Genomic DNA, 22,276 nt, shown 5'->3' with positions numbered 1-22,276 from the left:
GCCTTGCTTCGCTCACCGACGACTCTGTTGCCAGGCTGCTGCCAACCCGCTGCAACAAATCACCGCGATCCCGACCACCGTGGTCAGGGTCGGCGTGTGAGAAAACAGCAACCAGCCCAGCAAACCGGCAAAGACAATCTGGCAATAACCGAACGGCGCCAACAATGCAGGCGCGGCGTGGCGGAAGGCTTGTGTCAGAAACAGGTGAGCCGTCATCCCGCAGGCGCCCAGCGCCACCATCATCAATCCATGGATCAGGCTGGGGACTTGCCAGAAGAATGGCACCAGCGCACTCATCACCAATGTGTTGCACAGCCCGGCAAAAAAGTTGCTGGTGGTCGGGCTGTCGATTTCACTGAGCTTGCGGGTGAGCAATTGATAGAAGCAGAAAAACAGCGCCGAGCAGAGTGGCAACAACACCGCCGGGGTAAAGAGTTCTCCGCCGGGATGGACGATGATCAACACGCCGATAAATCCACAAATCACCGCAATCCACTGGCCACGCGTGACGTGTTCGCGCAGCAGTGGCACCGACAGCGCAGTCACCAGAACTGGCGCAAGAAAGTTGACCGCCGTGGCTTCGGCCAAGGGGATGTACTGTAAGCCGGTGGTGAAAAACAGACTGGTGCCCAACAGGCACAACGCTCGCAACAGCTGAAGTAACGGTCGTTTGGTCCGTAGGACACCCAGCCCGGATTGCGGCAGAAAAATCCCGGCCATCAGTAAGGTGTGAACCAGATAACGAGCCCAGACCACCATGACAATCGGGTAGAAGCCCGAGAGGTATTTCGAAAAGGCGTCGTGACTGGAAAACAGGAAAGTTGCAACGACGATCAGCAGGATCCCTTTGAAGGGTTGGTTTACACCGGAGAGCGGAGTGCTGACGGTCATTGGGTATCCCTTGTGTTTTGCATCAACTATTTAAAAGCATCCCTTACAGGAGAGACGAACCCGAATAATTTAGAACCAGGTTCCAGATTCTCACACAAGCAAACCGCAAAAGTGTGCGAACAGCGCACAGGATTAATCAGCTGAACAGTTCCGACGCCAGACTGGCCGCCGACAGCTCATCAGTAAACTTCAACAACAGCGGCGCCAACTCATGCAGTCGCGCCCCCGGCATCCGTGCGCTGGGTCCGGCGATGCTCAACACACCGATGACTCGGCCATCACTCGGATGTCGCACCACCGCAGCGATGGCCGAGGTGCCCACCGCCGAACTTTCCTCGACCCAGGCATACCCCTGCTCCCGCGCCATACGCAGGCGTTCCAGCAATTCGATGTTGGAACGCGGTGCATTCGGCCCGAGGTCCTTCGGCCGCTCGCCACCCTGCCGCTCGACCAGGGACAGCGCCTCGGCATCGCTCATGCACGCCAGCCACGCATGCCCCGACGCGGTGTAAAACAAAGGCGCGTCGCGGCCCATGTCCGGGTCGTAACGCAGGCCGGAACGGGCACCCTGGGATTTGGCGATCCAGATCTGCCGCTCACCTTCAATCACCCCAAGCCGCACCAGCTCGCCGGTTTCCTCGGCGAGGCGATCAAGCACCGGCTGAACAATATCGGTGCCGCTGCCCGAGAGGTAACGGAAGCCCATGGCCACCAGTTTGGTCGACAGGTGATACCGCAGGTTCTCCGGATTCTGTCGCACGTAACCCAGCCGAATCAGCTCGGCGAGCAACCGGTGGGTCGCGCTTTTGGGAATATCCAGTTGCTCAGCCAGCGTCTGCATCGGCAGGCCCCGAGGGTCGCTGGTGAGGCTTTCAAGCACGCTGAAAACACGTTCGATCTGACTGCCGGCCATGGGAGGTTCCACACTAAATTTTCCAGATTCTAAAAGACAAACCAAGTAATGCGAAATCTGGAACCCGCAGTCCGGTAACCCTGCTCGACAAATAATTTCCGATACAGGCCGTCGCCTGCCCGATAAAAACCCGTCGCCTGAAGGAATTAGATGTGTTGTCCGTGTTCAATACGAGTCTGGAGTATTCCCGGCAACCCACCACTGGTTGCCGGGAAGGGTCCTGCGCGCAACAAAAGATGGACGACCGGACTGGCGCCGCTCCCACTCAGCAGCAACACTCATCCCCACGGACATTCAGAGGATTCCCACATGCTATGGAAAAAAGGCCGACGCAGCGACAACGTGGTCGATGCCCGTGGTGATGATTCTGGCGGCGGTGGTGGCGGGATGCGCTTCGGTGGCGGCAAGGGCCTGAGCCTGATGGCAATTATCTTGATCGTCGGGATCGGCTGGATCACCGGCCAGGACCCGATGCAAATCCTCGGGCAACTGACCGGGCAAATGAGCGAGCAATCGGCACCGGCCCCGACTCAAACCCGCAAGGCACCGCCGGCCACTGATGAAGGAGCCGAGTTCGTGCGCTCGATCCTCGGTGATACCGAGGACACTTGGGGTCAGATTTTCCAGCAGGCCGGTCGTCAATATAAGAACCCGACCCTGGTACTGTTCAGTGGCCGCGTCAACTCGGCGTGCGGCCTGGCCTCTTCGGCGACCGGCCCGTTCTATTGCCCGGCGGACCAGAAGGTCTACCTGGACATGAGTTTCTTCCAGGAAATGTCCCAACGTTTTTCCGCTGCTGGCGACTTCGCTCAGGCCTACGTGATCGCTCACGAAGTCGGACACCATGTGCAGACCTTGCTCGGCGTTTCAGCGAAAATTCAGACCGCCCGCCAACAGGGTCGGCAGATGGAAGGCGACGGCGGTTTGCTGGTACGCCAGGAACTGCAGGCCGATTGCCTGGCCGGAGTTTGGGCCAACAATGCGCAGAAACGGCTGAACTGGCTGGAGCCCGGTGACATCGAAGAAGCCTTGAACGCCGCCAACGCCATCGGCGATGACCGCTTGCAACAGCAAGGTCAGGGTCGTGTGGTGCCGGACTCGTTTACTCATGGTACGTCGGCGCAAAGGGTGCGCTGGTTCAAAACCGGATTCGCGCAAGGCCAGGTCGGCCAGTGCGATACCTTTGCAGCGAAAAACCTATAAATGAATAAGTGGCTGTTAACTCTACTGATCACCTGTGCAAGCGCCCAGGCTGCCGAGCATGCGGTCAAGGAGGTCAGCCCCGGACGCTTGCTGCTGACTGCAGGTGAAATCGCGGTGGGCATCGGCCCGGCGCCAAAGAAAATCGAACGCGTGCTGATCATCATCCATGGTCGATTGCGCAATGCCGATACCTATCGCCAGAGCGCCGAACGCGCAGCCGAACAGGCAGGGCAAAGCGCGACCACCTTGGTGCTCGCCCCGCAATTTCTCAATGAAACCGACATCGCAGCCCATCCCGTGGCTGACAGCGTATTGCGCTGGCAGGGCAATGACTGGATGGCGGGCGGTTTATCCACCGCTCCGTTTTCCCTGAGCTCCTACGCGGCGCTCGACGAAATCATCGCCCGAATCGGCGATCGAAAACAGTTTCCGGACGTGAAGCAAATTGTCATCGCCGGTCACTCCGGTGGCGCTCAAGTGGTGCAGCGATACGCGTTGCTGGGCCACGATCAGCCAGCGCTGAAGGCGGCCGACATACAGGTGCGTTACGTCATTGCCAACCCGTCGTCTTATGCGTACTTCGATGAACGACGGCCGGTGGCGTTCAAACACGCCGGTTGTCCGAATTTCAATCGCTGGAAATATGGGCTGGCGGATTTACCGGCCTATGCCCAAGGGCAAACCGCCAAGCAGCTGGAGGAAAACTACGTTAAACGCGAAGTCGTTTATCTACTCGGCCAGCAGGACAGCGACCCGAAGCAGCCGGCGCTGGATAAAAGCTGCGAGGCCCAAGCTCAGGGAGCCAATCGATTGGCTCGTGGGCGCAATTATTTTGCTTCTCTGAAACGGCTGCATCCTCAGGGTTTGAATCAGCAACTGATTGAAGTACCTGGGGTCGGGCATGACGGGGATGGGATGTTTAACTCGCCGCAGGGGCAGAAGGCGTTGTTCGGTCAGTGAGTTTTTTTGGTGGCTGAGCTGACACCATCGCGAGCAAGCTCGCTCCCACAGGGGATCTCCAGTGTTCACAAAACCAATGTGGGAGCGAGCTTGCTCGCGATGAGGCCCTCAAGCCGACAACATTTCCCGCAACGCCACGCAATCCGCCGCATGCCAATCCGTCAATTCCGGCCAGGGATTATCCGGCAGGTTCACCAACACCGTCCGCGCCCCTGCCGCCCGACCGCAATCCAGATCAAAGCGGTAGTCACCGACCATCACCATCTCACTGGCCGGGACATTCCAGGCCTGGGCCAATTTCAGCAAACCACCGGGATGCGGTTTTGGCGGTGCTTCATCACGGCCCAGTACATCCTCCACCGCGAAGCAGTCGGCCAGGCCGATCGCCTCCAGCGTGACGTGCGCCAGTTCGCGCGCATTGCGCGTGAGAATGCCCAGGCGATAACCGCGCCCGGCCAGCTCACGCACCAGTTCTACCGCGCCCGGTGCCGCTTTCGAACCGAGCGCCAGGTCCCGTTCGTGTTCCAGCAACCATGCATGTTTGACGGCGGCTTCATCGGCCGGCAGCGTGGCGAGGTGGGTCAGGATGTCGTCTTCGGCAGGAATCGCCAACGCCACGCGGATCGCCGCGAAGTCATGCACGGCCACCGTCAGAGTACCGTCCATGTCGAACACCCAGTGCCGCACCTCGGCCAGGCTCATGCCCAATCCTTGCGGTGGCGAATCAGGCCTTCTTGAGTGACCGAAGCCACCAGTTGCCCGGCGCGGTTGAACACGCTGCCACGGGAGAAGCCACGGGAATTGCCGGCCCACGGGCTGTCCATCGCGTACAGCAACCAATCATCGGCACGCAGATCGGCATGGAACCACAATGCATGATCGAGGCTGGCGACCTGCATGTCTTTCTGCCAGACCGATTTGCCATGGGGCTGCATCGAGGTGGTCAGCAGTCCGAAGTCCGAGGCGTAGGCCAGCAAGTATTTATGCAGCGCCGGAGAATCGGCCAAGGCACCGTCGGCGCGAAACCAGACGTATTTGATCGGATCGGACGGCTGGGGGTTGTAGGGATCTTTCTCGGTGATCGGTCGGAACTCGATCGGTTTCGGGCACAGCAGCTTTTCACGCATGTGCTCGGGGATCAGGTGCGCACGCTGCTGAGCAAGCTCCAGCTCTGACGGCAGGTTTTCCGGGCCGACTACGGTGGGCATCTCGGACTGATGCTGGAAGCCTTCTTCGTCGTACTGGAACGACGCACTGCAGGTGAAAATCGGGTTGCCCTTCTGAATCGCCGTCACCCGGCGCGTGCTGAAACTGCCACCGTCGCGTACCCGGTCAACCTGATAAACCACAGGCAACGCGGAATCGCCGGGACGCAGGAAATAGCCGTGCATCGAATGCACATGGCGCGCTTCTTCGACCGTCTGACTGGCCGCCGACAGGGACTGACCGATCACCTGACCACCGAACAGCTGACGAAAACCCAGGTCCTGGCTGCGGCCACGGAACAGGTTTTCTTCAATCGGTTCCAGGGTCAACAGGTCAACCAGATCATCCAACACTTGGCTCATTCAGACTCTCCTCACACAACGCATGCCGCGCAGTCTTGGCTGCGACGGTCGATTCAATTTCTGGCCAGGGCCCATGGAGGCCATTGTAAACGTCCGTGCCGGCTTATCCATGCAAGGTTTGCAGCCATTGTTCACGGGTGATGCGGTACAGCGTATGGTGACGCAGGGGATGATCGGCCGCGAGCATCGGGTGGTCGAAATCATCGGCTGAATCATGGTGCATGCCGATTGCCTGCATGACTTTCTGCGATGGCGTATTGGTTTCGGTGGTGAAGGACACGACTTCTTTCAGCGCCAACCGGTCAAACCCGCAGCGCAGAGCGGTCCACGCTGCCTCACTGGCGTAGCCCAGGCCCCAGTGCTCGCGGGCCAGGCGCCAGCCGATCTCGGTGGCCGGGGTGAAGGGCGCGTCGAAACCGACCACACCCAGGCCGGTAAAACCGATAAATGCCCCGGTATCCTTGCGCTCCAGCGCCCAGAGACCGAAGCCATGCTCGGCAAAATGGCCACGAATCCGTCCGATCAACGAAGCACTTTCCAGACGACTCAAGGGCGCCGGAAAATATCGCATCACCTGTGGATCGGCGCACATCGCCGCAAACTCCGGCAAATCCTCATCGCGCCACTGCCGCAACAGCAGTCGCGCGCTCTCGAGTTCCAGTATCGGTTCCATCGTGCTCCCCCGTTCCCATGCCGCAAGTCTACATCGCTGGTAGGATCCTTCACTCATTCCTACCTACCGTCCTGTATAAATCAGCCATGCCCCTGCCCCTGATCTACCACGAAGACTACAGTCCCGAGTTCCCGGCGGATCACCGCTTCCCCATGGACAAGTTTCGCCTGCTGCGCGATCACCTGGTGGACAGCGGACTGACCCGGGACGCTGACCTGCTGCGCCCCGACCTCTGCCCGCCAGAGATTCTCGCGCTCGCACATGACCCTGCGTATATCGAACGCTACATGGGCGGTGAGTTGTCCCGCGAAGATCAGCGGCGCCTCGGCCTGCCGTGGAGCGAAGCCCTGGCCCGGCGCACGGTGCGGGCGGTTGGCGGCTCCCTGCTGGCGGCCGAGCAGGCGCTGGAACATGGTTTGGCCTGTCACTTGGCCGGCGGCACCCATCACGCGCATTACGACCATCCTGCCGGGTTCTGCATCTTCAATGACCTGGCCGTGATCAGCCATTTCCTGCTGGAAAGCGGCCGTGTGAATCGGGTGCTGATCTTCGACTGCGATGTGCATCAGGGCGACGGCACTGCACGGATTCTGCACAACACCCCGGAGGCGGTGACCGTTTCCCTGCACTGCGAGAAGAACTTTCCTGCACGCAAAGCCGAAAGTGACTGGGACATTCCACTGCCCAAGGGCATGGGCGATGCCGATTACCTGAAGGTGGTGGACGATGCGCTCAACTATTTGCTGCCGCTCTACCAACCTGACCTGGTGCTGTACGACGCCGGCGTCGATGTGCATAAAGATGACGCGCTCGGCTACCTGAAGCTGACAGACGAAGGCGTCGCCGCCAGGGACGAAAGTGTTATGCGCCATTGCCTGGGGCGGGATATCCCGGTGGTCGGGGTCATCGGCGGCGGCTACAGCAAGGACCGCAAGGCGTTGGCGCGCCGTCATGGAATCCTGCATCACAGCGCGCAACGGGTCTGGCAGTCATCAGGTTGTCATTGAGGTGTGGGTCTTTACCCACAATGCCTGTGGAACTGCCTGTGGATAACCTGAGTGAAAGGTCCTACAGGCCATGCTGCATATAGCTTGCAAAGGGGTGGTTGTTTTTTGATCAGCTTCTTCAGCAACGCTCACCCTGATTCGTGCTGGTAGAATGCGCGGCTTATTCCGCCACGCCGCAGCTCACGCCATGACCCAGCCCTCGCCCTCCTCCTCTTCTCACGTTGCCATCATCGGCGGCGGCCCCGCCGGTTTGATGGCGGCCGAAGTGCTGAGCCAGGCCGGGATCAAGGTCGACCTGTACGACGGCATGCCTTCGGTGGGGCGAAAATTCCTGCTGGCCGGCGTGGGTGGCATGAACATCACCCATTCCGAAGCCTACCCGGCGTTTCTCTCACGCTATGCCGAACGCGCGCCGCAGATCGCGCCGCTGTTGCGGTCATTTGGCGCTGATGCGCTGTGCCAATGGATTCATGACCTGGGCATCAAAACCTTTGTCGGCAGTTCCGGCCGAGTCTTTCCTACAGACATGAAAGCCGCCCCCCTGTTGCGTGCATGGCTCAAACGCCTGCGAGACAGCGGCGTTGTTATCCACACCCGTCACCGCTGGCTCGGCTGGAATGATCGCGGTGGATTGCGCATCGACAGCCCCGAAGGCGAAAAAATCGTCCAACCTGACGCAACCTTGCTGGCCCTCGGCGGCGGCAGTTGGTCGCGACTCGGCTCGGACGGCGCCTGGATGCTGCCACTGGAACAACACGGCGTAGGACTCGCGCCACTGCAACCGAGTAATTGCGGCTTCGAGGTGCAGGCCTGGAGCGAGTTGATGGTCAACAAATTCGCCGGCGCACCGCTGAAAAACATCGCCATTGGCCTCAATGACGACGTGCCGCGGCTCGGGGAATGTGTGATCACGGCAACCGGGATTGAAGGCAGTTTGATCTACGCCTTGTCGGCGCCGATCCGCGAAGCCATCAATCAGCACGCCTCGGCAACCATTCACCTGGACCTGTTGCCGGGCAAGCCTGTGGATAAAGTGCAGGCTGCGCTGAGCAAACCACGCGGTTCACGCTCAATGTCGAAGCACTTGCACAGTCAGCTCGGAATCGATGGTGTGAAAGCGGCGTTACTGCGCGAACTCACTCCGGCCGAATGCTTCGCTGATCCGGCGCTGCTGGCCAAAGCGATCAAGGCGCTTGCACTGACACTGGTGAAAACCCGCCCGCTGGACGAAGCCATCAGCAGCGCCGGTGGGGTGATGTTCGAGTCGATGGATGAACGCTTGATGCTCAAGCAACTGCCTGGCGTGTTCTGCGCGGGGGAAATGCTCGATTGGGAAGCGCCGACCGGTGGCTATCTGCTGACCGCGTGTTTCGCCAGTGGGCGAGCGGCAGGGTTGGGGATGGTGGAGTGGTTGAAGCGCAAGGACTGAGGACTGAGGCGCGGCCATCGCGAGCAAGCTCGCTCCCACACTGATTGCATTCTTTCTGAAAGAACTCGGTCAAATGTGGGAGCGAGCTTGCTCGCGATAGCGGTCTAGCCGGCGCAGCGAATATTAAGGCTTCTTCTTACGCGGCCCGGTATTAAACACCGGCACTTTTCGCACAGGCTTGATCGAAGGTTCCGGCGCCGAAGCATCCCCACTCTCAACCCATTTACCCAAGTTGCGTTTACCGCCACTGGAGGTCTTCGGCTTCTTCGGTTTTTTCGGCTTCTTGACCACCTGACCGCTGGCATCGGTATCCGGCACCCGGTGCTCAGGCTCGAAGTCATGTTCCATCTGGCGAGGCAATGCCTGACGGGTCAACGTCTCGATGGCCGACAGCAGATTCACTTCATCAGCGCAGACCAGCGAAATCGCCTGCCCTGTGTTACCCGCACGGCCGGTACGCCCAATGCGGTGGATGTAATCCTCCGCCACGATCGGCAGGTCGAAGTTGACCACCAATGGCAAATCTTCGATGTCCAGACCACGGGCCGCAACGTCGGTGGCCACAAGAATCTGCACTTCACTGGCCTTGAAACGGTCCAGCGCACGCTGACGGGTTGCCTGTGGTTTGTCGCCGTGGATGCCGTCGGCATTGATGCCCAGGCCCTGGAGTTTTTCCACCAGTGCGTCCACGCCGTTGCGGGTCTTGGCGAACACCAGCACCTGCTTCCACTTGCCCTTGCGCAGCAAGTGGATGAACAGCTCCGGCTTGCGCTTCTTGTCCACCGTCACCACCCATTGCTTGACGGTGTTGGCAGCCACGTTGCGCGGGCTGACTTCGATGCTCAGTGGATCGTTGAGCATTTGTCCGGCCAGCAAGCGGATCGCGTCGGAGAAAGTCGCGGAGAACAGCAGCGTCTGACGTTGCTTGGGCAGCACGCGGTAGATATTCCCCAGTTCCTCGGAGAAACCCAGATCAAGCATGCGATCGGCTTCGTCCAGAATCAGGGTTTGCAGCTGATTGAACTTGAGGGCCTTCTGGCGATACAGGTCGAGCAAACGACCCGGCGTCGCCACCAGCACGTCAACACCCTTGCGCAGCTTCATCATTTGCGGGTTGATGCTGACGCCGCCGTACACCGCGTAAGTGCTCAACGGCAGGTTCTCGGCGTACTGACGCACGGCTTCGTGAACCTGTTCGGCCAATTCGCGGGTCGGCACCAGGATCAGTGCGCGCACCGAGTTAGACGCCACTTTCGGCCCTTCCATGGCCAGCAACTGCAGGAGCGGCAGCGCGAAGCCGGCGGTCTTGCCAGTCCCGGTCTGGGCGGCGGCCATCAGGTCGCGACCGGCCAGCACCGCCGGAATGGCTTGCGCCTGAACCGGCGTAGGGGTCTGGTAGCCGAGCGTCTCGAGAGAGCGCAGCAAGGGTTCGATCAGGCCAAGGGAGGCGAAAGTCATGGGATTACCGTAGGAAAATTCAGCGCGGGTTTTTCAAAACAAGTGTGCAAAACAAGATGCAATGGCGCGCAGTTTACCCTAATTCACACGGGATTCTGTCTGCACCACGGCAGCAGGTCGTTCCGGAGCCCGGCGCCACTGCGGCAACCCGATCAGCACCACGGCGCTGATGATCACCGCCATGGCCAATGCTTCTTCGATACCGATGGTCTCGCCGACAAACACGATCCCCAGCAACACCGCCACCGCCGGGTTGACGTAGGCATAACTGGTGGCCGCCGCCGGCCGCACGTTTTTCAACAGGTACATATAGGCGTTGAAAGCGATGATCGAACCGAAGAAGGTCAGATAGGCCAGGGCTGCCCAACCTTCGATCGGCGGCATGGCTTCCAGATGCTCACCGCTCAGCGCACTGCCGATCAGCAGCGCTACACCGCCCACCAACATTTCCACGGCACTGGCCATCGCGCCTTGGGGCAACGGCAAGTGTTTGCTCCAGACCGAACCAAAGGCCCAGGAAGCTGCCGCGAATACCAGCAACGCAGCACCCAACGGGCTCGATTGCAGGTTAGAACCGAGGTTGAGCATGGCAATGCCGATCAGCCCGAGCACAATCCCGGCCCATTCGAGACGGGTATTACGCGCGCCCCAGAAATATCCGCAGAGCAAGGTAAACAGCGGCACCGTCGCCACCGCCAACGCCGCCACACCCGAGGCGACGCCCGTGTGCTCGGCCACGCTCACCGCGCCGTTACCAAAGCTGAGCAGCAAAATCCCGATGATCCCGGCGGCTTTCCACTGCGCCCAGGTCGGTGCCGGCGCCCCGCGCCAGCGCAGGAACGCGTACATCAGCGTCCCGGCAATCACAAAGCGAATCCCGCCGAGCATCAATGGCGGGCAGTACTGCACGCCGATGCGAATGACTAGATAGGTCGAGCCCCAAATCACGTACAACGCGAAAAAGGCAGCGATCAACGGTAAGGGAAAACGACGTAAGCCAGGCATGGGTCAGCTCGTAGGCAAGACAAGTGAAAGGCTATTCTAGAAAGGCCAGCGGCTTAAATTAAGTTACAAAACCTGTTTATAGCGCCGGTACACTTTTCAAAACACGGAGATTGCCGTTATAAACCGTGCTTTCGAAAGTCAGTCATTTTTCAGGAATACCACGATGGACAAATACGACCGCATGCTTCTCAGCGCCCTGTTGGAAAACGGTCGTGCGTCCTACGCCGACCTGGCGCGCAAAGTGAACCTGTCCGCCCCGGCCGTAGCCGAGCGCGTCGCTAAACTGGAAGCCTGCGGGGTCATCACGGGTTACCAGGCGAAAGTCGACATGGCCAAGCTTGGCTTGCCGATCCAGTGCGTGATCGAACTGCGCTTGAACCAGCACGGCAACCAGAAGGCCTACGACGACCTGATCAAAATCCCACAACTAACCGAATGCCACCGGGTGACGGGTGATCCGTGCGTGATCATGCAAGCGGCGGTGGGTTCGATGCCGGAGCTGGAAGAGTTGATCAACCGGATCGCCAAGTTCGGGTTCAGCAAGACGTCGATTGTGTTGTCGAGCGCGATAGAGAAGCGCGTGCCGTTGGGGCAGTTGGAAGGGAATGGTAAATAGCGATCCCGTAGGAGCTGTCGAGTGAAACGAGGCTGCGATCTTTTGATTTTGCTCTTTAAAAACAAGATCAAAAGATCGCAGCCTCGTTTCACTCGACAGCTCCTACAGAAGTTCAGCGGTATCGTCAGAATCCGCGAACGCCGCTATATCCGGCGCCCAACAAACACGGTATATCTTTTAAACGAACCCATGGTTCCGTCCGCCAATGCAGCAGGCTTAACGTTCCCCCCGCCCACCCCTTCAATCCTAAACATACAAGCGAGCTTGCTCGCGATAGCGATTTATCATCCAACATTGATGTCGACTGACACGGCGCCATCGCGAGCAAGCTCGCTCCCACAGGGGATTTGTGGTGTGTCATTCAGAGGATTTGTGGTGTGTCAGTTAGAACCCGCGATGCCGCTTGAGATGCTCATTGATCTTCGCCGCCGGCACTTTCTGCAAGCTCACCAGCAGATCATGAGACAACTCGCGCAACCCGTGCTTCTGCCGCAACTCCTGGGCCAAATGCGCCGTCAGGTTGGCCGCCATCTCGGCATCGGCCATGGCCCGGTGAGCTTTACCGGTGTGGGGCAGGTTGGCGAACGTGGTGAGGGTGCCGAGTTTGTGGTTCGGCGCGGCGGGCATCAAACGGCGGGCAAGTAGCAGCGAGCAGGCAAAGTTCTGCAAGCGTGTGCGTTTGATCCGCCCCAGCTCAAAGTCCCAGAACTTCTGGTCGAACGCGGCGTTGTGCGCCAGCAGCGGTGTGATACCGACGAATTCGTTGACCTCGTTCATCACCTGCTCGGCCGATGGCGCGGTGCGCAACATGGCGTTGCTGATGCCGGTGAGTTGTTCGATGAAGGCCGGGACGCGCACGCCAGCATTCATCAGGCTTTGGTAACGTTCGACGATGCGCCCCTGTTCAAGGATCACCACGGCAATTTCCGTGGCCCGGCAGCTGCTGCTCGGGGAGATCCCGGTGGTTTCAAAGTCGATGACTGCTATGCGTTCCAAACCTGTTTCAACTCCGTAAAAATCAATTCTTGAGCAGCAACGCGCCTTCGATCGGCACGTAGCGGCTGGCGGCGCGGATCAGCGAGTTGGCCGTCAGGCCCGGCACGCCGTAGGCCACGGCTTGCACCCCGTGCTTGGTGATGATGCGCTCCAGCAGCATGTCGAAATCACCGTCACCGGAAGCCAGCACCACTTCGTCGACATGATCGGCGGCGTCCATGATGTCGAGGGTGATGCCCACGTCCCAGTCGCCCTTGGCCGAGCCATCACTGCGCTGGATGTAGGGCTTGAGCTTCACAGTGAAGCCGAGGTTGCGCAGGATCTGCTGGAATTGCTGTTGTTTGCTGTCGCCGCGATCGATGGCGTAGGCATAGGCCTCGACGATCTCGCCCTGTTTGCTGATATCAGCCCACAGCGCGGCATAGTTGAAATGGCAACCATAGGCCTGACGCACGGTGTAATAGAGGTTCTGGACATCGGCGAACACTGCGATTTTTTTCACCGGTCATCCTCGTTGGCGCGCCGGAGCGCGGGCAGGATCAGGCACCAGGCCCGAAAAGTTGCCCAGTATGCCAGCCTGAAGGATTGTTCCGCGAATAATCGGCCCGAAGCGCCGCAGCGCTCCGGACGAATGGCGTATCAGACGAAGGAATCGTCGTCGCCGCCGAAGAACGATGAGCTGTCATCGCTGTAGTCGGCGTCGGTAAAGCCGCCCTGATCATTGGCGTTGTCAGCCACGCGCTGATCGTCGTCCCAGCCCTTGTCACCGCTCTGATCGTTGACTTGAGCCGGTTCTTCCTTGATCACTTCAACCACTTCCGGCTGCTGGTTGTGGTGAAACAGGCTGCTGATGCCTTGCGCCAGCATCACGCCACCGGCCACGCCGGCGGCGGTTTTCAGCGCACCGCCGAGGAAACCGCTGCCGACTGGCTGTTGCGGGGCGTAGTTCTGCTGAGGCGGCGCTGCACCGAAGTTCTGTTGTGGCGACTGTGAATTGAACGACGGCCGCGCCGGTTCACGCCAGCCGCCACCACTCGAAGCGGGTGGGCTTTGGCTGGGCGCTGGCTGCGGATCACGGGAACTGCCGCCGAAGATGCTCGACAGAAAACCACCGCTGCTCGGCGCCGCAGCAGCCGGTTGAGCCTTGGCCGATTGCAGTTCGGCCTGCAATTGCTGGACTTGCTGGGCGAGTTGTTTGTTCTGTTCGTCGAGGCTTTTGATGGCGGCCTCTTGCACCAGAATCGCCTGGGTCATGAAATAGCCCGCCGCAGGCTGGCGAGTCAGGTGTTCCTTGATCCGCGCCTCGGCCTGGGCGTCGCGCGGGGCTGAATCCGTTTCGGCCTGTTGCAGCCGGGAAAACAGTCCATCGATCAGGGTTTGTTCTTCGCTGTTCATGGCGACCTCGTAGATTGCCGGGAATATCTGCCCTATCCACTGTGGATAAGGTACAACCTCGTAATGGAGGTTGATGCAGGATGTTTCAATGGTCTTTACCGAACGTTTACGTTTGCGCCCCAAAGCGCTTCATCGGTTAAAGTGGGCCACTGCTTTCAACCTGCGATACCGACTGATGAATTCGTTCGATGTACTGCGTGACTCTCTGTATTTCTTCAAGCGCAATCTGGGCCAGATCGTGCGGCTGTGCCTGCCGCTGGTGATCTTTGAGGCGCTGTTGCAACAAGTGGTCGACCACTCCACCGAGCCGGACAGCTTTCCCGGCATCAGTGTGATAGTCGGCTTGCTGGTTTATCCGCTGTACACCGCCGCGCTGATCCTGTTTCTCGATGCCCGCAGCCGTGGCGAATCACCGAGCAACCGCGAGCTGCTGTCGAGGTCGGCCTACCTGTGGCCACGCTTCGCCCTGCTCACCGCGCTCAATACCTTGCTGATCCTGATCGGCCTGTCGCTGTATTTCCTGCCGGGCATCTGGCTGATGGTGACCCTGGCGTTTGGCGAGTACCTGCTGGTGCTGCGCGGCTTCGCACCACTGGCGGCGATGAAGGAAAGCCTGCGCCTGACCCGCGGCCATTTCCTGCGCATTCTGGTGTGCATTCTCTGTGTAATGGGCCCGTTGTGGGTGCTCAAAGGCGCGACCCTGGCGGTCTACCCGGAACCGCAGAACCCGGTGATTTCCCTGCTGATCGACAGCGCCCACAGCTTCCTGCAACTGTTCGTCAGCGTGGTGCTGTTCCGCTTGTTCATGCTGATCGGCGATGTGCCCGAGAAAATTGACGGCCCGCTCTGACCGCTCTACCCGTGGGCTTAAGCCCTTCCGTCGGTTATGCTCGGGCTCAACTTTTGTAACGCTATAAGCCGAGCCATGACCCGTCTACTGCGCTACACCCTGCTGGGCCTGTTGATCGTGACCGGCCTGATTGCCTTGCTGATCTACAACCTGACCTGGCGCCCCGACGCCAAGGAAGCCCTACCGGTCAGTTGCGACGCCCAGGCACCGACGCTGGTGCCCGGTCAGGCACTGAAGGTGATGACCTGGAACGTCCAGTACCTGGCGGGAAAACGCTACGTGTTCTGGAATGACCTGGCGGCCGGCAATGACGAAAATCCCACGTCCGAAGACATGGCCTTCAGCCTCGATGAAGTGGCGCGGGTGATCCGCGACGAGCAACCGGACCTCGTGCTATTGCAGGAGCTCGATGACGGCGCCAAGGCCAGCGATTACCAAAACCAGTTCAAGCTGCTTCAGGAGCGAGTCGCGGACCTGTATCCGTGCAGCGCTCACGCGTTCGACTGGAAAGCCGACTTCGTGCCTGAGCCGCACATTTTCGGCAGCGTCGGCCGGCAACTGGCTACCCTCAGCCGCTACCAGATCGAACACGCCGAACGCCTGCAATTACCGATCGCACCGGCCAACTTCATCAGCCGCCAATTCAAACCGAAAAATGCCTTGCTGGTCACGTACCTGCCGTTGAGCGACGGCGGTCAGATGGCGGTGCTCAACACCCATCTGGACCGCGTTATCCCGCCAGACGAAACGTTGCAATCTCAGGTGATGGCCACGGTCAAAGTCCTCGACAAGTTCGAAAGCCGCGGCACGCCGTGGTTGATCGGAGGGGACTTCAACCTGTTGCCGCTGGGGCAATTTCGACGCCTGCCTGCCGAGCAACGCACGCCCTACTCTGCCGACAGCGCGCTGCATGTGCTGTGGGACAAATACCCGATGATCCCGACCAACAGTGAAGCCAGCGGCATCGATCGGGCGCGATGGTTGACCCATTACCCGAATGATCCGGGCTTGAACGGCCCGGACCGGACTGTCGACTACCTGTTCTACAGCCCGCGAATCAAACGGGTCGAGGCGACGGTGAGACAGGACGACACCTTGCGGATCTCCGACCACTTGCCGGTGATCGCCCGTTTCCTGCTACCGGCAGCGCCCTGACCTCCGCCCTATGCAGAACCTGTGGGAGCGAGCTTGTTCCGGGCGGCGATCCGACGATGGCGGTGTGTCAGGCAACGGGTATGTCGACTGACGAAACGCAATCGCGAGCAAGCTCGCTCCCACAGGGATTTCGCTGGATCAATGTTCCTCCTCCAGCTCATCGTGCAATAACCCGAAGATCTTGCGCTTCATGTCGATGAACGAGCGCTCCATGACCATGTCCAGGGTCCGTGGGCGTTCGATCGGCACGTCCAGAATCTGCTTGATCCGACCCGGCCGAGCGCCCATCACGTAGACCCGGTCGCCCAACAGAATCGCCTCGTCGATATCGTGGGTCACGAACAACACGGTCTTCTTGCTGTTACCCCAAACCCGCAACAACAGCTGCTGCATTTGCAGACGCGTCTGGCTGTCGAGCGCGCCAAAGGGTTCGTCCATCAGCAGGATTTGCGGATCGTTGGCCAGCGCCCGAGCAATTGCCACGCGCTGCATCATGCCGCCGGACAGTTGCTTGGCGTAGTTGTCGGCAAACCCGGTCAGGCCGACTTCGTTGACGTAGTAGTCGACGATTTCCTTGCGCTGAGCGGCCGCCATACCGCGACGCTTGAGACCGAACTCAACGTTCTGGCGCACGGTCAGCCACGGAAACAACGTGTAGCTCTGGAACACCATGCCGCGATCCGCACCCGGCCCTTGAACTTGCTGGCCACCGACGTAGATCTCGCCTTCCGTGGGCTCATTCAGACCCGCAGTGAGGTACAGCAAACTCGACTTGCCGCAGCCCGAAGGCCCCACCAGCACGGCGAATTGCTGATCCGGTACTTCGAACGACACCTTATCCAGCGCGGTGAACACGCCACCGTCGGGCTTTTGATAGCGAAGACTGACCTTGTCCACTTGCAGCCTTGGCGCGGCGTGTACCGGCGCGGCCTGTGACGTGACGAAACGAGGGTTGACGGCGCTTACTGAGCCCATGCGGCGATCCTCAGACGGAGAAAACGGAACAGTTGATCGGTGACCAGGCCCAGCAGGCCGATGATCGCGATTGCCAGGAAAATCACATCCACTTGAAAGCCGCGCATGGCTTTAAGGCTCAAGTAACCCAGACCGCTGGAGGCTGCAACCAGCTCGGCGACCACCAGGTAAGTCCAGGCCCAGCCCATGGTCACGCGCAAGGTATCAAGCACACCCGGCAACGACGCCGGGGCGATCACATGCAGCACCGCATCGCGACGGGTAGAACCCAAGGTGTAAGACGCGTTGATCAGGTCCTTGGAGATGCCTTTGGACACGTCCGCGATCATCACCAGTTGCTGGAAGAACACGCCGAAGATGATCACCGACACCCGCTGCTCCAGACCGATACCAATCCACAGAATGAACAGCGGCACGAACGAGGTCACCGGCAGGTAGCGGATGAAATTGACCATCGGCTCAAGGAACGCCTGAACGATACGGAAGCTGCCCATCAGCAACCCCAACGGCACCGCCACCAGCGACGACACGATGAAGCCGACCATCACCACTTCGAGGCTGGCCCACACATGCAGGCCAAGGGTGCCGTCGCGGCTCAGGCGCACGGCGGCCTCGACCACCGCGCCCGGTGTCGGCAGGAACATGCCCGGCACCACGCCGCCGTAAGACAAACCGGCCCACAGGCCGACCAACAACACCCAGGCCAGACCGCTCGCGCTCCAGATCACCGACACCGGCAGGCCGGTCTTGGGCGTGATGCAGCGGCTCAGCCATGAATTGCGCTTGAACATGCGAACCTCCTAGAGCGGGCTGACGAAGCGGTTGTCGATCAGGTCGTCATTGCTGACGTTGTAGGGTTTGCCCTGCAATTCACTGGCGGTCTCGTTGGCCAGTTTGATCAGCGGTTCGCTGTCGCCCGGTTTGCCCGGCGAGCCAAGAAGTTTTTCGCTCATGGCCTGATCGTAGAAACGCACGCCTTGCGCGGCTGCGGCCAATTCCTTCGGATCAGCGAGGTAACCGCCGACGCCTTTGGCCATGATTTTGTAAGCTTCTTGCGGATGATCCTTGGTGTACTGCACGGCTTTGTAAAGGCCGGCCACCAACGCCTTGACGTCTTCCGGCTGCTTCTCGATGACCGTGCAGTTGAGCGCGACCACGTCGACAATCACTCCCGGCGTGCTGCTGCTATCGATCAGTACCTTGCCTTGTTGCTTGCTGCGAACCATCGACAAATGCGGCTCCCAGGTCACGGCCGCTGGCACGCGACCGGCGATGAACGCAGTGGCGGCGTCGTCAGCCGTCATGTTTTGCACGGTGATGTCGCTCATGGTCATGCCGTGCTTTTTCAGCAGGTAAGACAGCCAGAATTGCGAGGTCGAACCTTCGTTCACCGCCACGGCTTTGCCCTTCAGCTCCTGCAGACTCTTGACGTCCTTGCCCACAAGCACGCCGTCGCCACCATGGCTGTCATCGAGCGCGGCTACAGCCTTGAAGCAGAATTGCGGACGGTACTTGAGCACTTCGTCGATGGTCGACGCCGAACCCGATAACTCTCCCGACGCTTGCGCGGCCATGTACATCGAAGCCTCTTCGACGACAGGCAATTCGACGGTCAAACCATTTTCCTTGAAATAGCCCAGATCCTGAGCCAGGTAGAGCGTGCCGTAACCGACCCACGTGGTGTGGCCGATAGAGAGGGTGCCGGCCTGGACGCTGGTAGCGACCGTCGCGGCGATGGCGGTGATCGCCAGTGGATGAGTGATGCAGTTCAGCAAGGACTTGATCATGGAGCACTCCCAAAGCTGTTGATTTAGTTTTGTCATGGGCAGTACGGCCAGCGGCCATGGAGAAGAGCTGCCGCCTGAGGTCTCTGATGGACCTTTCGGTGAGCAGCGTTCGGCTGACTGGCGAGGTCGATGTTGGCCCAAGGCGGGGAATAGGAAAATTAGGAAATATGTCGATGGGAGTGATGAAAAAACTGGGTAGCGTGCGCTGCGAAAGGGCGCTGTGGGCGGGGATGCCCGAGGTGGGTGCAAAAGCCTGGAGAGGTGTGGTGAATGTGCAATAGCTATCGCGAGCAAGCTCGCTCCCACAGGGGATCTGTGTCGACCCCATTACCGAGGTAGACACAATTCCAATGTGGGAGCGAGCTTGCTCGCGAAGAGGCCCGCCAGGCCACTAAAAGATCAGAGCCGGTCATACTCTTGAGCCGTGCGATCAACAGCTTTCAGCGTCTTGCCGACCAGTTCATCAACCTCTTCCCGACTGGCAATCAACGCCGGCGCCATGATCATCCGCCCCAAGGTCGAGCGAATAATCACGCCTTCCTCGAAACCAATCGTGCGGCAACGCCAGGCAATGTCGTTCTCATTGGCAAAGCGCTTGCGACTGGTTTTGTCCTCAGCCAATTGCAACGCCGCCACCATGCCGACACCCTGAATATCGCCCACCAACGGATGATTGCCGAACACCTCGCGCAAGCACTGTTGCAGGTACGGCCCGATGTCATCCTTGACCCGCGTCACCACCCCTTCATCGCGCAACGCCGTGAGGTTGGCGATGGCAACCGCCGCCGCCACCGGGTGCCCGGAGTAGGTCAAGCCGTGGGCAAACACCCCGCCCTGTTCCACCAGTACCTGAGCCATTTTCTTCGACAGAATCAACCCGCCCATGGGGATGTAACCCGAGGTCAAACCCTTGGCGATCGACAGCGTGTCCGGTTCGAAACCGAAGTGCTCGTGGGCGAACCATTCGCCGGTGCGACCGAAGCCGCCGATCACTTCGTCGGCGCACAACAGCACATCGTACTTGCGGCAGATCCGCTGAATTTCCGGCCAGTAACTCTCGGGTGGAAAGATCATCCCGCCGGCGCCCTGGAACGGCTCGGCGATAAACCCGGCGACCTTGTCCGCGCCGAGTTCGAGAATCTTCGCTTCCAGCTGCTGCGCCGCCCGCAGGCCAAATTCGGCCGGGGTCAGGTTGCCCTCGTGGGCGAAAAAGTACGGTTCATCGATGTGTTCGATGTCGGGAATCATGCCGCCCATTTCGTGCATGAACTTCATACCACCGAGCGCCGTCGCCGCCAGGGTCGAGCCGTGGTAACCGTTCCAGCGACCGATCATGATTTTCTTCTCGGGCTTGCCGAGAATAGTCCAGTAACGACGCACGGTGCGGATCAGCACCTCGTTGGCCTCGGAGCCGGAGTTGGTGTAGATCGCGTGGCTGTAGTGCCCCGGCAGCAGGCTGAACAGCAGCTCCGAGAGCTCGATCACCTGCGGGTGGGTGGTGTGGAAAAACATGTTGTAGTACGGCAACTGCTCCAGTTGCCGGGACGCGGCGGCAGCCAGGTCCTTGCGCCCGTAACCGAGGTTGGTGCACCACAGCCCGGACATGCCGTCGAGGTAACGCCGACCATCGTTGTCCCACAGGTGCAGGCGCTCGCCACGGACCATCACCCGAGGTCCTTCATCGTTGAGCGCTTTTTGATCGACGAATGCGTGGATGTGGTGCGCAGCGTCGGCGGCCTGGTAGTCGCGGGTTTCACGTGGTGTGGTCATCGCCAGTTCTCCGTTTTGTTATTAGCGGCTGTTATCAGCGCAGCTGAAACCAAGTGGTCTTCAACTGGGTGTATTTATCGAATGAGTGCAGCGACAGGTCGCGGCCGAAACCGGATTGTTTACCGCCACCAAAAGGCACAGTCACATCCAGCGCATCGACGCTGTTGACCGACACCGTGCCCGCTCGCAATTGCCGCGCCACACGGTGGGCGCGATTGAGGTCGTCGGTCCACAGCGACGCGGCCAAACCGTAGACGCTGTCGTTGGCCAGTTGCAAGGCGTGTGCTTCGTCATTGAACGCAGTGACCGCCAGCACCGGGCCGAACACTTCATCGCGAAACAGCGGCATGTCCGGCGTCACGCCGGTGAAAATCGTCGGCTGAATGAAGTTGTCCGAGCCGTTGAAAATCGACTGTCGACCGCCACACAGTTTCGTCGCGCCTTGGCGTTCGGCCTGCTGGATGAACTTCATGATGCGTGCCGTCTGGCGGCTGTCGACAATCGCCCCGGCGCGGCTCGACGGGTCCAGCGGATCACCCGGTTGCCAGCCTTCGGCGTGCGCCTTCAGACGCTCGACGAACTCGTCATGAATCGAACGTTCCACCAGCAACCGCGAGTTGGCCGAGCAGACTTCGCCCTGATTGAAGAAGATCCCGAACGCGGCTTTCTGCGCCGCCAGATCAAGATCCTGACAGTCGGCGAACACCAGATTGGCGCTCTTGCCGCCGCACTCCAGCCACACCTGTTTCAGGTTCGATTGCGCCGAGTACTGCATGAAATATTTGCCCACTTCCGTGGAGCCGGTGAACACCAGGCAATCGACGTCCGGGTGCAAACCGAGGGCTTTGCCGGTCTGCTCGCCGAGCCCCGGCAACACGTTCAACACGCCTGCTGGCAGGCCGGCTTCCAGCGCCAGTTCGGCCAGACGCAGGGCGGAAAACGGTGACTGCTCGGCGGGTTTGAGGATCACCGAATTACCCGCCGCCAACGCTGGTGCGAGTTTCCACGCGGCCATGTCCAGCGGGAAATTCCATGGCACCACGGCAGCGACCACGCCCAGCGCTTCGCGGGTGATGGTCGCCAGCACGTTCTGCGCGCTCGGAGCGATCTGGTCATAGAGTTTGTCGAGGCTTTCGGCGTACCAGCGAAACACCCCGGCGGCGCCCGGCACGTCGATGTTGTAGGCGTCCATCACCGGTTTGCCCATGTTCAGCGAATCGAGCAGCGCCAGTTCTTCGCGATGGGTCATGATCAGATCGGCCAGGCGCAACAGCACGTGCTTGCGCTCACTCGGCGAGCGCGCCGACCAGGTGCCAGCCTCGAACACCTGCCGCGCATTGCGCACCGCAGCGTCTACGTCTTCATCGCCGCACGCGGCCACGTTGGCCAGGCACTGGCCGGTGGCGGGGTTGATCGCGGCGAAGGTCTGCCCCGACTGCGCCGCACGGGGTTTGCCGTCGATCACGGCCTGATCGGGAAACCGCAGCGCAGCGGCTTTGTTTTGCCAGAATGTAAGCTCGAACACGTTCAGATGCTCCATGGGCTTTCTTGTGGATTGGATGGTGGCCCAGGCCTGCGTCCAGGAAAAATAGTAAAAATGTCTTCGCAGACCATGAAAAAACTGG

Annotated in this window: 22 protein-coding genes; 7 read left to right on the top strand and 15 right to left on the bottom strand. The window is 60.1% G+C overall.

Translation table 11 applies throughout. The annotated features are described in order from the left end of the window. Positions 1-12: 12 nt before the first annotated feature. Positions 13-891, bottom strand: a complete 879-nt coding sequence (locus MO767_RS09095; protein WP_282480212.1) for a DMT family transporter — start codon at positions 889-891, stop codon at positions 13-15. Positions 892-1,027: 136 nt separating this feature from the next. After that, positions 1,028-1,804, bottom strand: coding sequence for an IclR family transcriptional regulator (locus tag MO767_RS09090; RefSeq protein ID WP_282480211.1), 777 nt, complete (start codon positions 1,802-1,804; stop codon positions 1,028-1,030). Between the two features lie 309 nt (positions 1,805-2,113). Here MO767_RS09090 and MO767_RS09085 point away from each other — a divergent pair, with 309 nt between their 5' ends. Then, positions 2,114-3,007 (top strand): neutral zinc metallopeptidase, encoded by an 894-nt coding sequence (locus MO767_RS09085; protein ID WP_129441012.1) that lies wholly within the window; start codon positions 2,114-2,116, stop codon positions 3,005-3,007. Further along, the gene (locus MO767_RS09080) at positions 3,008-3,967 is read left to right on the top strand and encodes an alpha/beta hydrolase (RefSeq protein WP_282480210.1); all 960 of its coding nucleotides are present in this window, start codon (positions 3,008-3,010) and stop codon (positions 3,965-3,967) included. A gap of 108 nt (positions 3,968-4,075) precedes the next feature. Here MO767_RS09080 and MO767_RS09075 read toward each other — a convergent pair whose 3' ends face one another. The 3 genes from MO767_RS09075 to MO767_RS09065 form a co-directional block, all read right to left on the bottom strand. Beyond that, a complete protein-coding gene (locus MO767_RS09075; RefSeq protein ID WP_282480209.1) occupies positions 4,076-4,669 on the bottom strand; it encodes an HAD family hydrolase in 594 nt (197 codons plus the stop codon). Further along, positions 4,666-5,535 carry an acyl-CoA thioesterase II gene (tesB, locus tag MO767_RS09070; RefSeq protein WP_282480208.1) on the bottom strand — a complete coding sequence of 290 codons (870 nt, stop codon included), beginning with the start codon at positions 5,533-5,535 and terminating at the stop codon, positions 4,666-4,668. Before tesB ends, MO767_RS09075 begins: the two co-directional genes overlap by 4 nt. A gap of 103 nt (positions 5,536-5,638) precedes the next feature. Further along, on the bottom strand, positions 5,639-6,208 hold the full coding sequence (locus MO767_RS09065; RefSeq protein ID WP_282480207.1) for a GNAT family N-acetyltransferase: 570 nt from the start codon (positions 6,206-6,208) through the stop codon (positions 5,639-5,641). Between the two features lie 86 nt (positions 6,209-6,294). Between MO767_RS09065 and MO767_RS09060 the strand changes: the two genes are divergently transcribed. Together MO767_RS09060 and MO767_RS09055 are read left to right on the top strand one after the other, a co-directional pair. Then, positions 6,295-7,215: a histone deacetylase gene (locus MO767_RS09060; RefSeq protein WP_033054220.1), complete on the top strand. Its 921-nt coding sequence runs from the start codon at positions 6,295-6,297 to the stop codon at positions 7,213-7,215. 187 nt (positions 7,216-7,402) lie between these two features. After that, positions 7,403-8,644: a TIGR03862 family flavoprotein gene (locus MO767_RS09055; protein WP_282480206.1), complete on the top strand. Its 1,242-nt coding sequence runs from the start codon at positions 7,403-7,405 to the stop codon at positions 8,642-8,644. Between the two features lie 123 nt (positions 8,645-8,767). Here MO767_RS09055 and MO767_RS09050 read toward each other — a convergent pair whose 3' ends face one another. Then, complete coding sequence (locus MO767_RS09050) at positions 8,768-10,102, bottom strand: DEAD/DEAH box helicase (protein ID WP_282480205.1); 1,335 nt, start codon at positions 10,100-10,102, stop codon at positions 8,768-8,770. 78 nt (positions 10,103-10,180) lie between these two features. Then, entirely contained in the window at positions 10,181-11,107 is a 927-nt protein-coding gene (gene yedA / locus MO767_RS09045) for a drug/metabolite exporter YedA (protein WP_282480204.1), read from the bottom strand. A 163-nt stretch (positions 11,108-11,270) separates the two neighbouring features. Between yedA and MO767_RS09040 the strand changes: the two genes are divergently transcribed. Continuing rightward, positions 11,271-11,723, top strand: coding sequence for an Lrp/AsnC family transcriptional regulator (locus MO767_RS09040; RefSeq protein WP_008149219.1), 453 nt, complete (start codon positions 11,271-11,273; stop codon positions 11,721-11,723). Positions 11,724-12,107: 384 nt separating this feature from the next. Here the strand turns inward: MO767_RS09040 and MO767_RS09035 are convergent, their stop codons facing one another. The 3 genes from MO767_RS09035 to MO767_RS09025 all read right to left on the bottom strand — a co-directional run bounded on the left by MO767_RS09035 (position 12,108) and on the right by MO767_RS09025 (position 14,114). Beyond that, on the bottom strand, positions 12,108-12,719 hold the full coding sequence (locus tag MO767_RS09035; RefSeq protein ID WP_046048736.1) for a 3'-5' exonuclease: 612 nt from the start codon (positions 12,717-12,719) through the stop codon (positions 12,108-12,110). 22 nt (positions 12,720-12,741) lie between these two features. Continuing rightward, positions 12,742-13,221: an NYN domain-containing protein gene (locus MO767_RS09030; protein ID WP_033054212.1), complete on the bottom strand. Its 480-nt coding sequence runs from the start codon at positions 13,219-13,221 to the stop codon at positions 12,742-12,744. Between the two features lie 137 nt (positions 13,222-13,358). Further along, positions 13,359-14,114 carry a DUF2076 domain-containing protein gene (locus tag MO767_RS09025; protein ID WP_282480203.1) on the bottom strand — a complete coding sequence of 252 codons (756 nt, stop codon included), beginning with the start codon at positions 14,112-14,114 and terminating at the stop codon, positions 13,359-13,361. A gap of 175 nt (positions 14,115-14,289) precedes the next feature. Here MO767_RS09025 and MO767_RS09020 point away from each other — a divergent pair, with 175 nt between their 5' ends. Together MO767_RS09020 and MO767_RS09015 are read left to right on the top strand one after the other, a co-directional pair. Next, entirely contained in the window at positions 14,290-14,964 is a 675-nt protein-coding gene (locus MO767_RS09020; RefSeq protein WP_282480202.1) for a YciC family protein, read from the top strand. 75 nt (positions 14,965-15,039) lie between these two features. Continuing rightward, on the top strand, positions 15,040-16,119 hold the full coding sequence (locus MO767_RS09015) for an endonuclease/exonuclease/phosphatase family protein (RefSeq protein ID WP_282480201.1): 1,080 nt from the start codon (positions 15,040-15,042) through the stop codon (positions 16,117-16,119). A gap of 138 nt (positions 16,120-16,257) precedes the next feature. Here MO767_RS09015 and MO767_RS09010 read toward each other — a convergent pair whose 3' ends face one another. The 5 genes from MO767_RS09010 to MO767_RS08990 all read right to left on the bottom strand — a co-directional run bounded on the left by MO767_RS09010 (position 16,258) and on the right by MO767_RS08990 (position 22,176). Beyond that, positions 16,258-17,094, bottom strand: coding sequence for an ABC transporter ATP-binding protein (locus MO767_RS09010; RefSeq protein WP_140680927.1), 837 nt, complete (start codon positions 17,092-17,094; stop codon positions 16,258-16,260). Further along, entirely contained in the window at positions 17,082-17,885 is an 804-nt protein-coding gene (locus tag MO767_RS09005) for an ABC transporter permease (RefSeq protein ID WP_134422426.1), read from the bottom strand. The genes MO767_RS09010 and MO767_RS09005 overlap by 13 nt, the downstream gene beginning before the upstream one ends. Positions 17,886-17,894: 9 nt before the next feature. Then, a complete protein-coding gene (locus MO767_RS09000; RefSeq protein ID WP_282480200.1) occupies positions 17,895-18,881 on the bottom strand; it encodes an ABC transporter substrate-binding protein in 987 nt (328 codons plus the stop codon). A 399-nt stretch (positions 18,882-19,280) separates the two neighbouring features. Next, positions 19,281-20,651: an aspartate aminotransferase family protein gene (locus MO767_RS08995; protein ID WP_282480199.1), complete on the bottom strand. Its 1,371-nt coding sequence runs from the start codon at positions 20,649-20,651 to the stop codon at positions 19,281-19,283. Between the two features lie 34 nt (positions 20,652-20,685). Then, positions 20,686-22,176, bottom strand: a complete 1,491-nt coding sequence (locus tag MO767_RS08990; protein ID WP_282480198.1) for an aldehyde dehydrogenase — start codon at positions 22,174-22,176, stop codon at positions 20,686-20,688. Positions 22,177-22,276 lie beyond the last annotated feature (100 nt).

Source organism: Pseudomonas sp. UYIF39 (genome assembly GCF_029963765.1).
In the GTDB taxonomy this organism is placed as follows: Bacteria; Pseudomonadota; Gammaproteobacteria; order Pseudomonadales; family Pseudomonadaceae; genus Aquipseudomonas.
The sequence above is the reverse complement of the archived record's forward strand: the minus strand, read 5'-3'. Positions and strand labels throughout refer to the sequence as shown.

Bases quoted from the DNA above. Each gene is read 5' to 3' on its own strand.
- MO767_RS09095 (WP_282480212.1), bottom strand. From the start codon at position 891: ATGACCGTCAGCACTCCGCTCTCCGGTGTAAACCAACCCTTCAAAGGG.
- MO767_RS09055 (WP_282480206.1), top strand. From the start codon at position 7,403: ATGACCCAGCCCTCGCCCTCCTCCTCTTCTCACGTTGCCATCATCGGC.
- MO767_RS09005 (WP_134422426.1), bottom strand. From the start codon at position 17,885: ATGTTCAAGCGCAATTCATGGCTGAGCCGCTGCATCACGCCCAAGACC.
- MO767_RS09065 (WP_282480207.1), bottom strand. From the start codon at position 6,208: ATGGAACCGATACTGGAACTCGAGAGCGCGCGACTGCTGTTGCGGCAG.
- MO767_RS09080 (WP_282480210.1), top strand. From the start codon at position 3,008: ATGAATAAGTGGCTGTTAACTCTACTGATCACCTGTGCAAGCGCCCAG.
- MO767_RS09025 (WP_282480203.1), bottom strand. From the start codon at position 14,114: ATGAACAGCGAAGAACAAACCCTGATCGATGGACTGTTTTCCCGGCTG.
- MO767_RS08995 (WP_282480199.1), bottom strand. From the start codon at position 20,651: ATGACCACACCACGTGAAACCCGCGACTACCAGGCCGCCGACGCTGCG.
- MO767_RS09000 (WP_282480200.1), bottom strand. From the start codon at position 18,881: ATGATCAAGTCCTTGCTGAACTGCATCACTCATCCACTGGCGATCACC.
- MO767_RS09020 (WP_282480202.1), top strand. From the start codon at position 14,290: ATGAATTCGTTCGATGTACTGCGTGACTCTCTGTATTTCTTCAAGCGC.
- MO767_RS09010 (WP_140680927.1), bottom strand. From the start codon at position 17,094: ATGGGCTCAGTAAGCGCCGTCAACCCTCGTTTCGTCACGTCACAGGCC.
- MO767_RS09060 (WP_033054220.1), top strand. From the start codon at position 6,295: ATGCCCCTGCCCCTGATCTACCACGAAGACTACAGTCCCGAGTTCCCG.
- MO767_RS09085 (WP_129441012.1), top strand. From the start codon at position 2,114: ATGCTATGGAAAAAAGGCCGACGCAGCGACAACGTGGTCGATGCCCGT.
- MO767_RS09015 (WP_282480201.1), top strand. From the start codon at position 15,040: ATGACCCGTCTACTGCGCTACACCCTGCTGGGCCTGTTGATCGTGACC.
- MO767_RS09040 (WP_008149219.1), top strand. From the start codon at position 11,271: ATGGACAAATACGACCGCATGCTTCTCAGCGCCCTGTTGGAAAACGGT.
- MO767_RS09050 (WP_282480205.1), bottom strand. From the start codon at position 10,102: ATGACTTTCGCCTCCCTTGGCCTGATCGAACCCTTGCTGCGCTCTCTC.
- MO767_RS09090 (WP_282480211.1), bottom strand. From the start codon at position 1,804: ATGGCCGGCAGTCAGATCGAACGTGTTTTCAGCGTGCTTGAAAGCCTC.
- tesB (WP_282480208.1), bottom strand. From the start codon at position 5,535: ATGAGCCAAGTGTTGGATGATCTGGTTGACCTGTTGACCCTGGAACCG.
- MO767_RS09075 (WP_282480209.1), bottom strand. From the start codon at position 4,669: ATGAGCCTGGCCGAGGTGCGGCACTGGGTGTTCGACATGGACGGTACT.
- yedA (WP_282480204.1), bottom strand. From the start codon at position 11,107: ATGCCTGGCTTACGTCGTTTTCCCTTACCGTTGATCGCTGCCTTTTTC.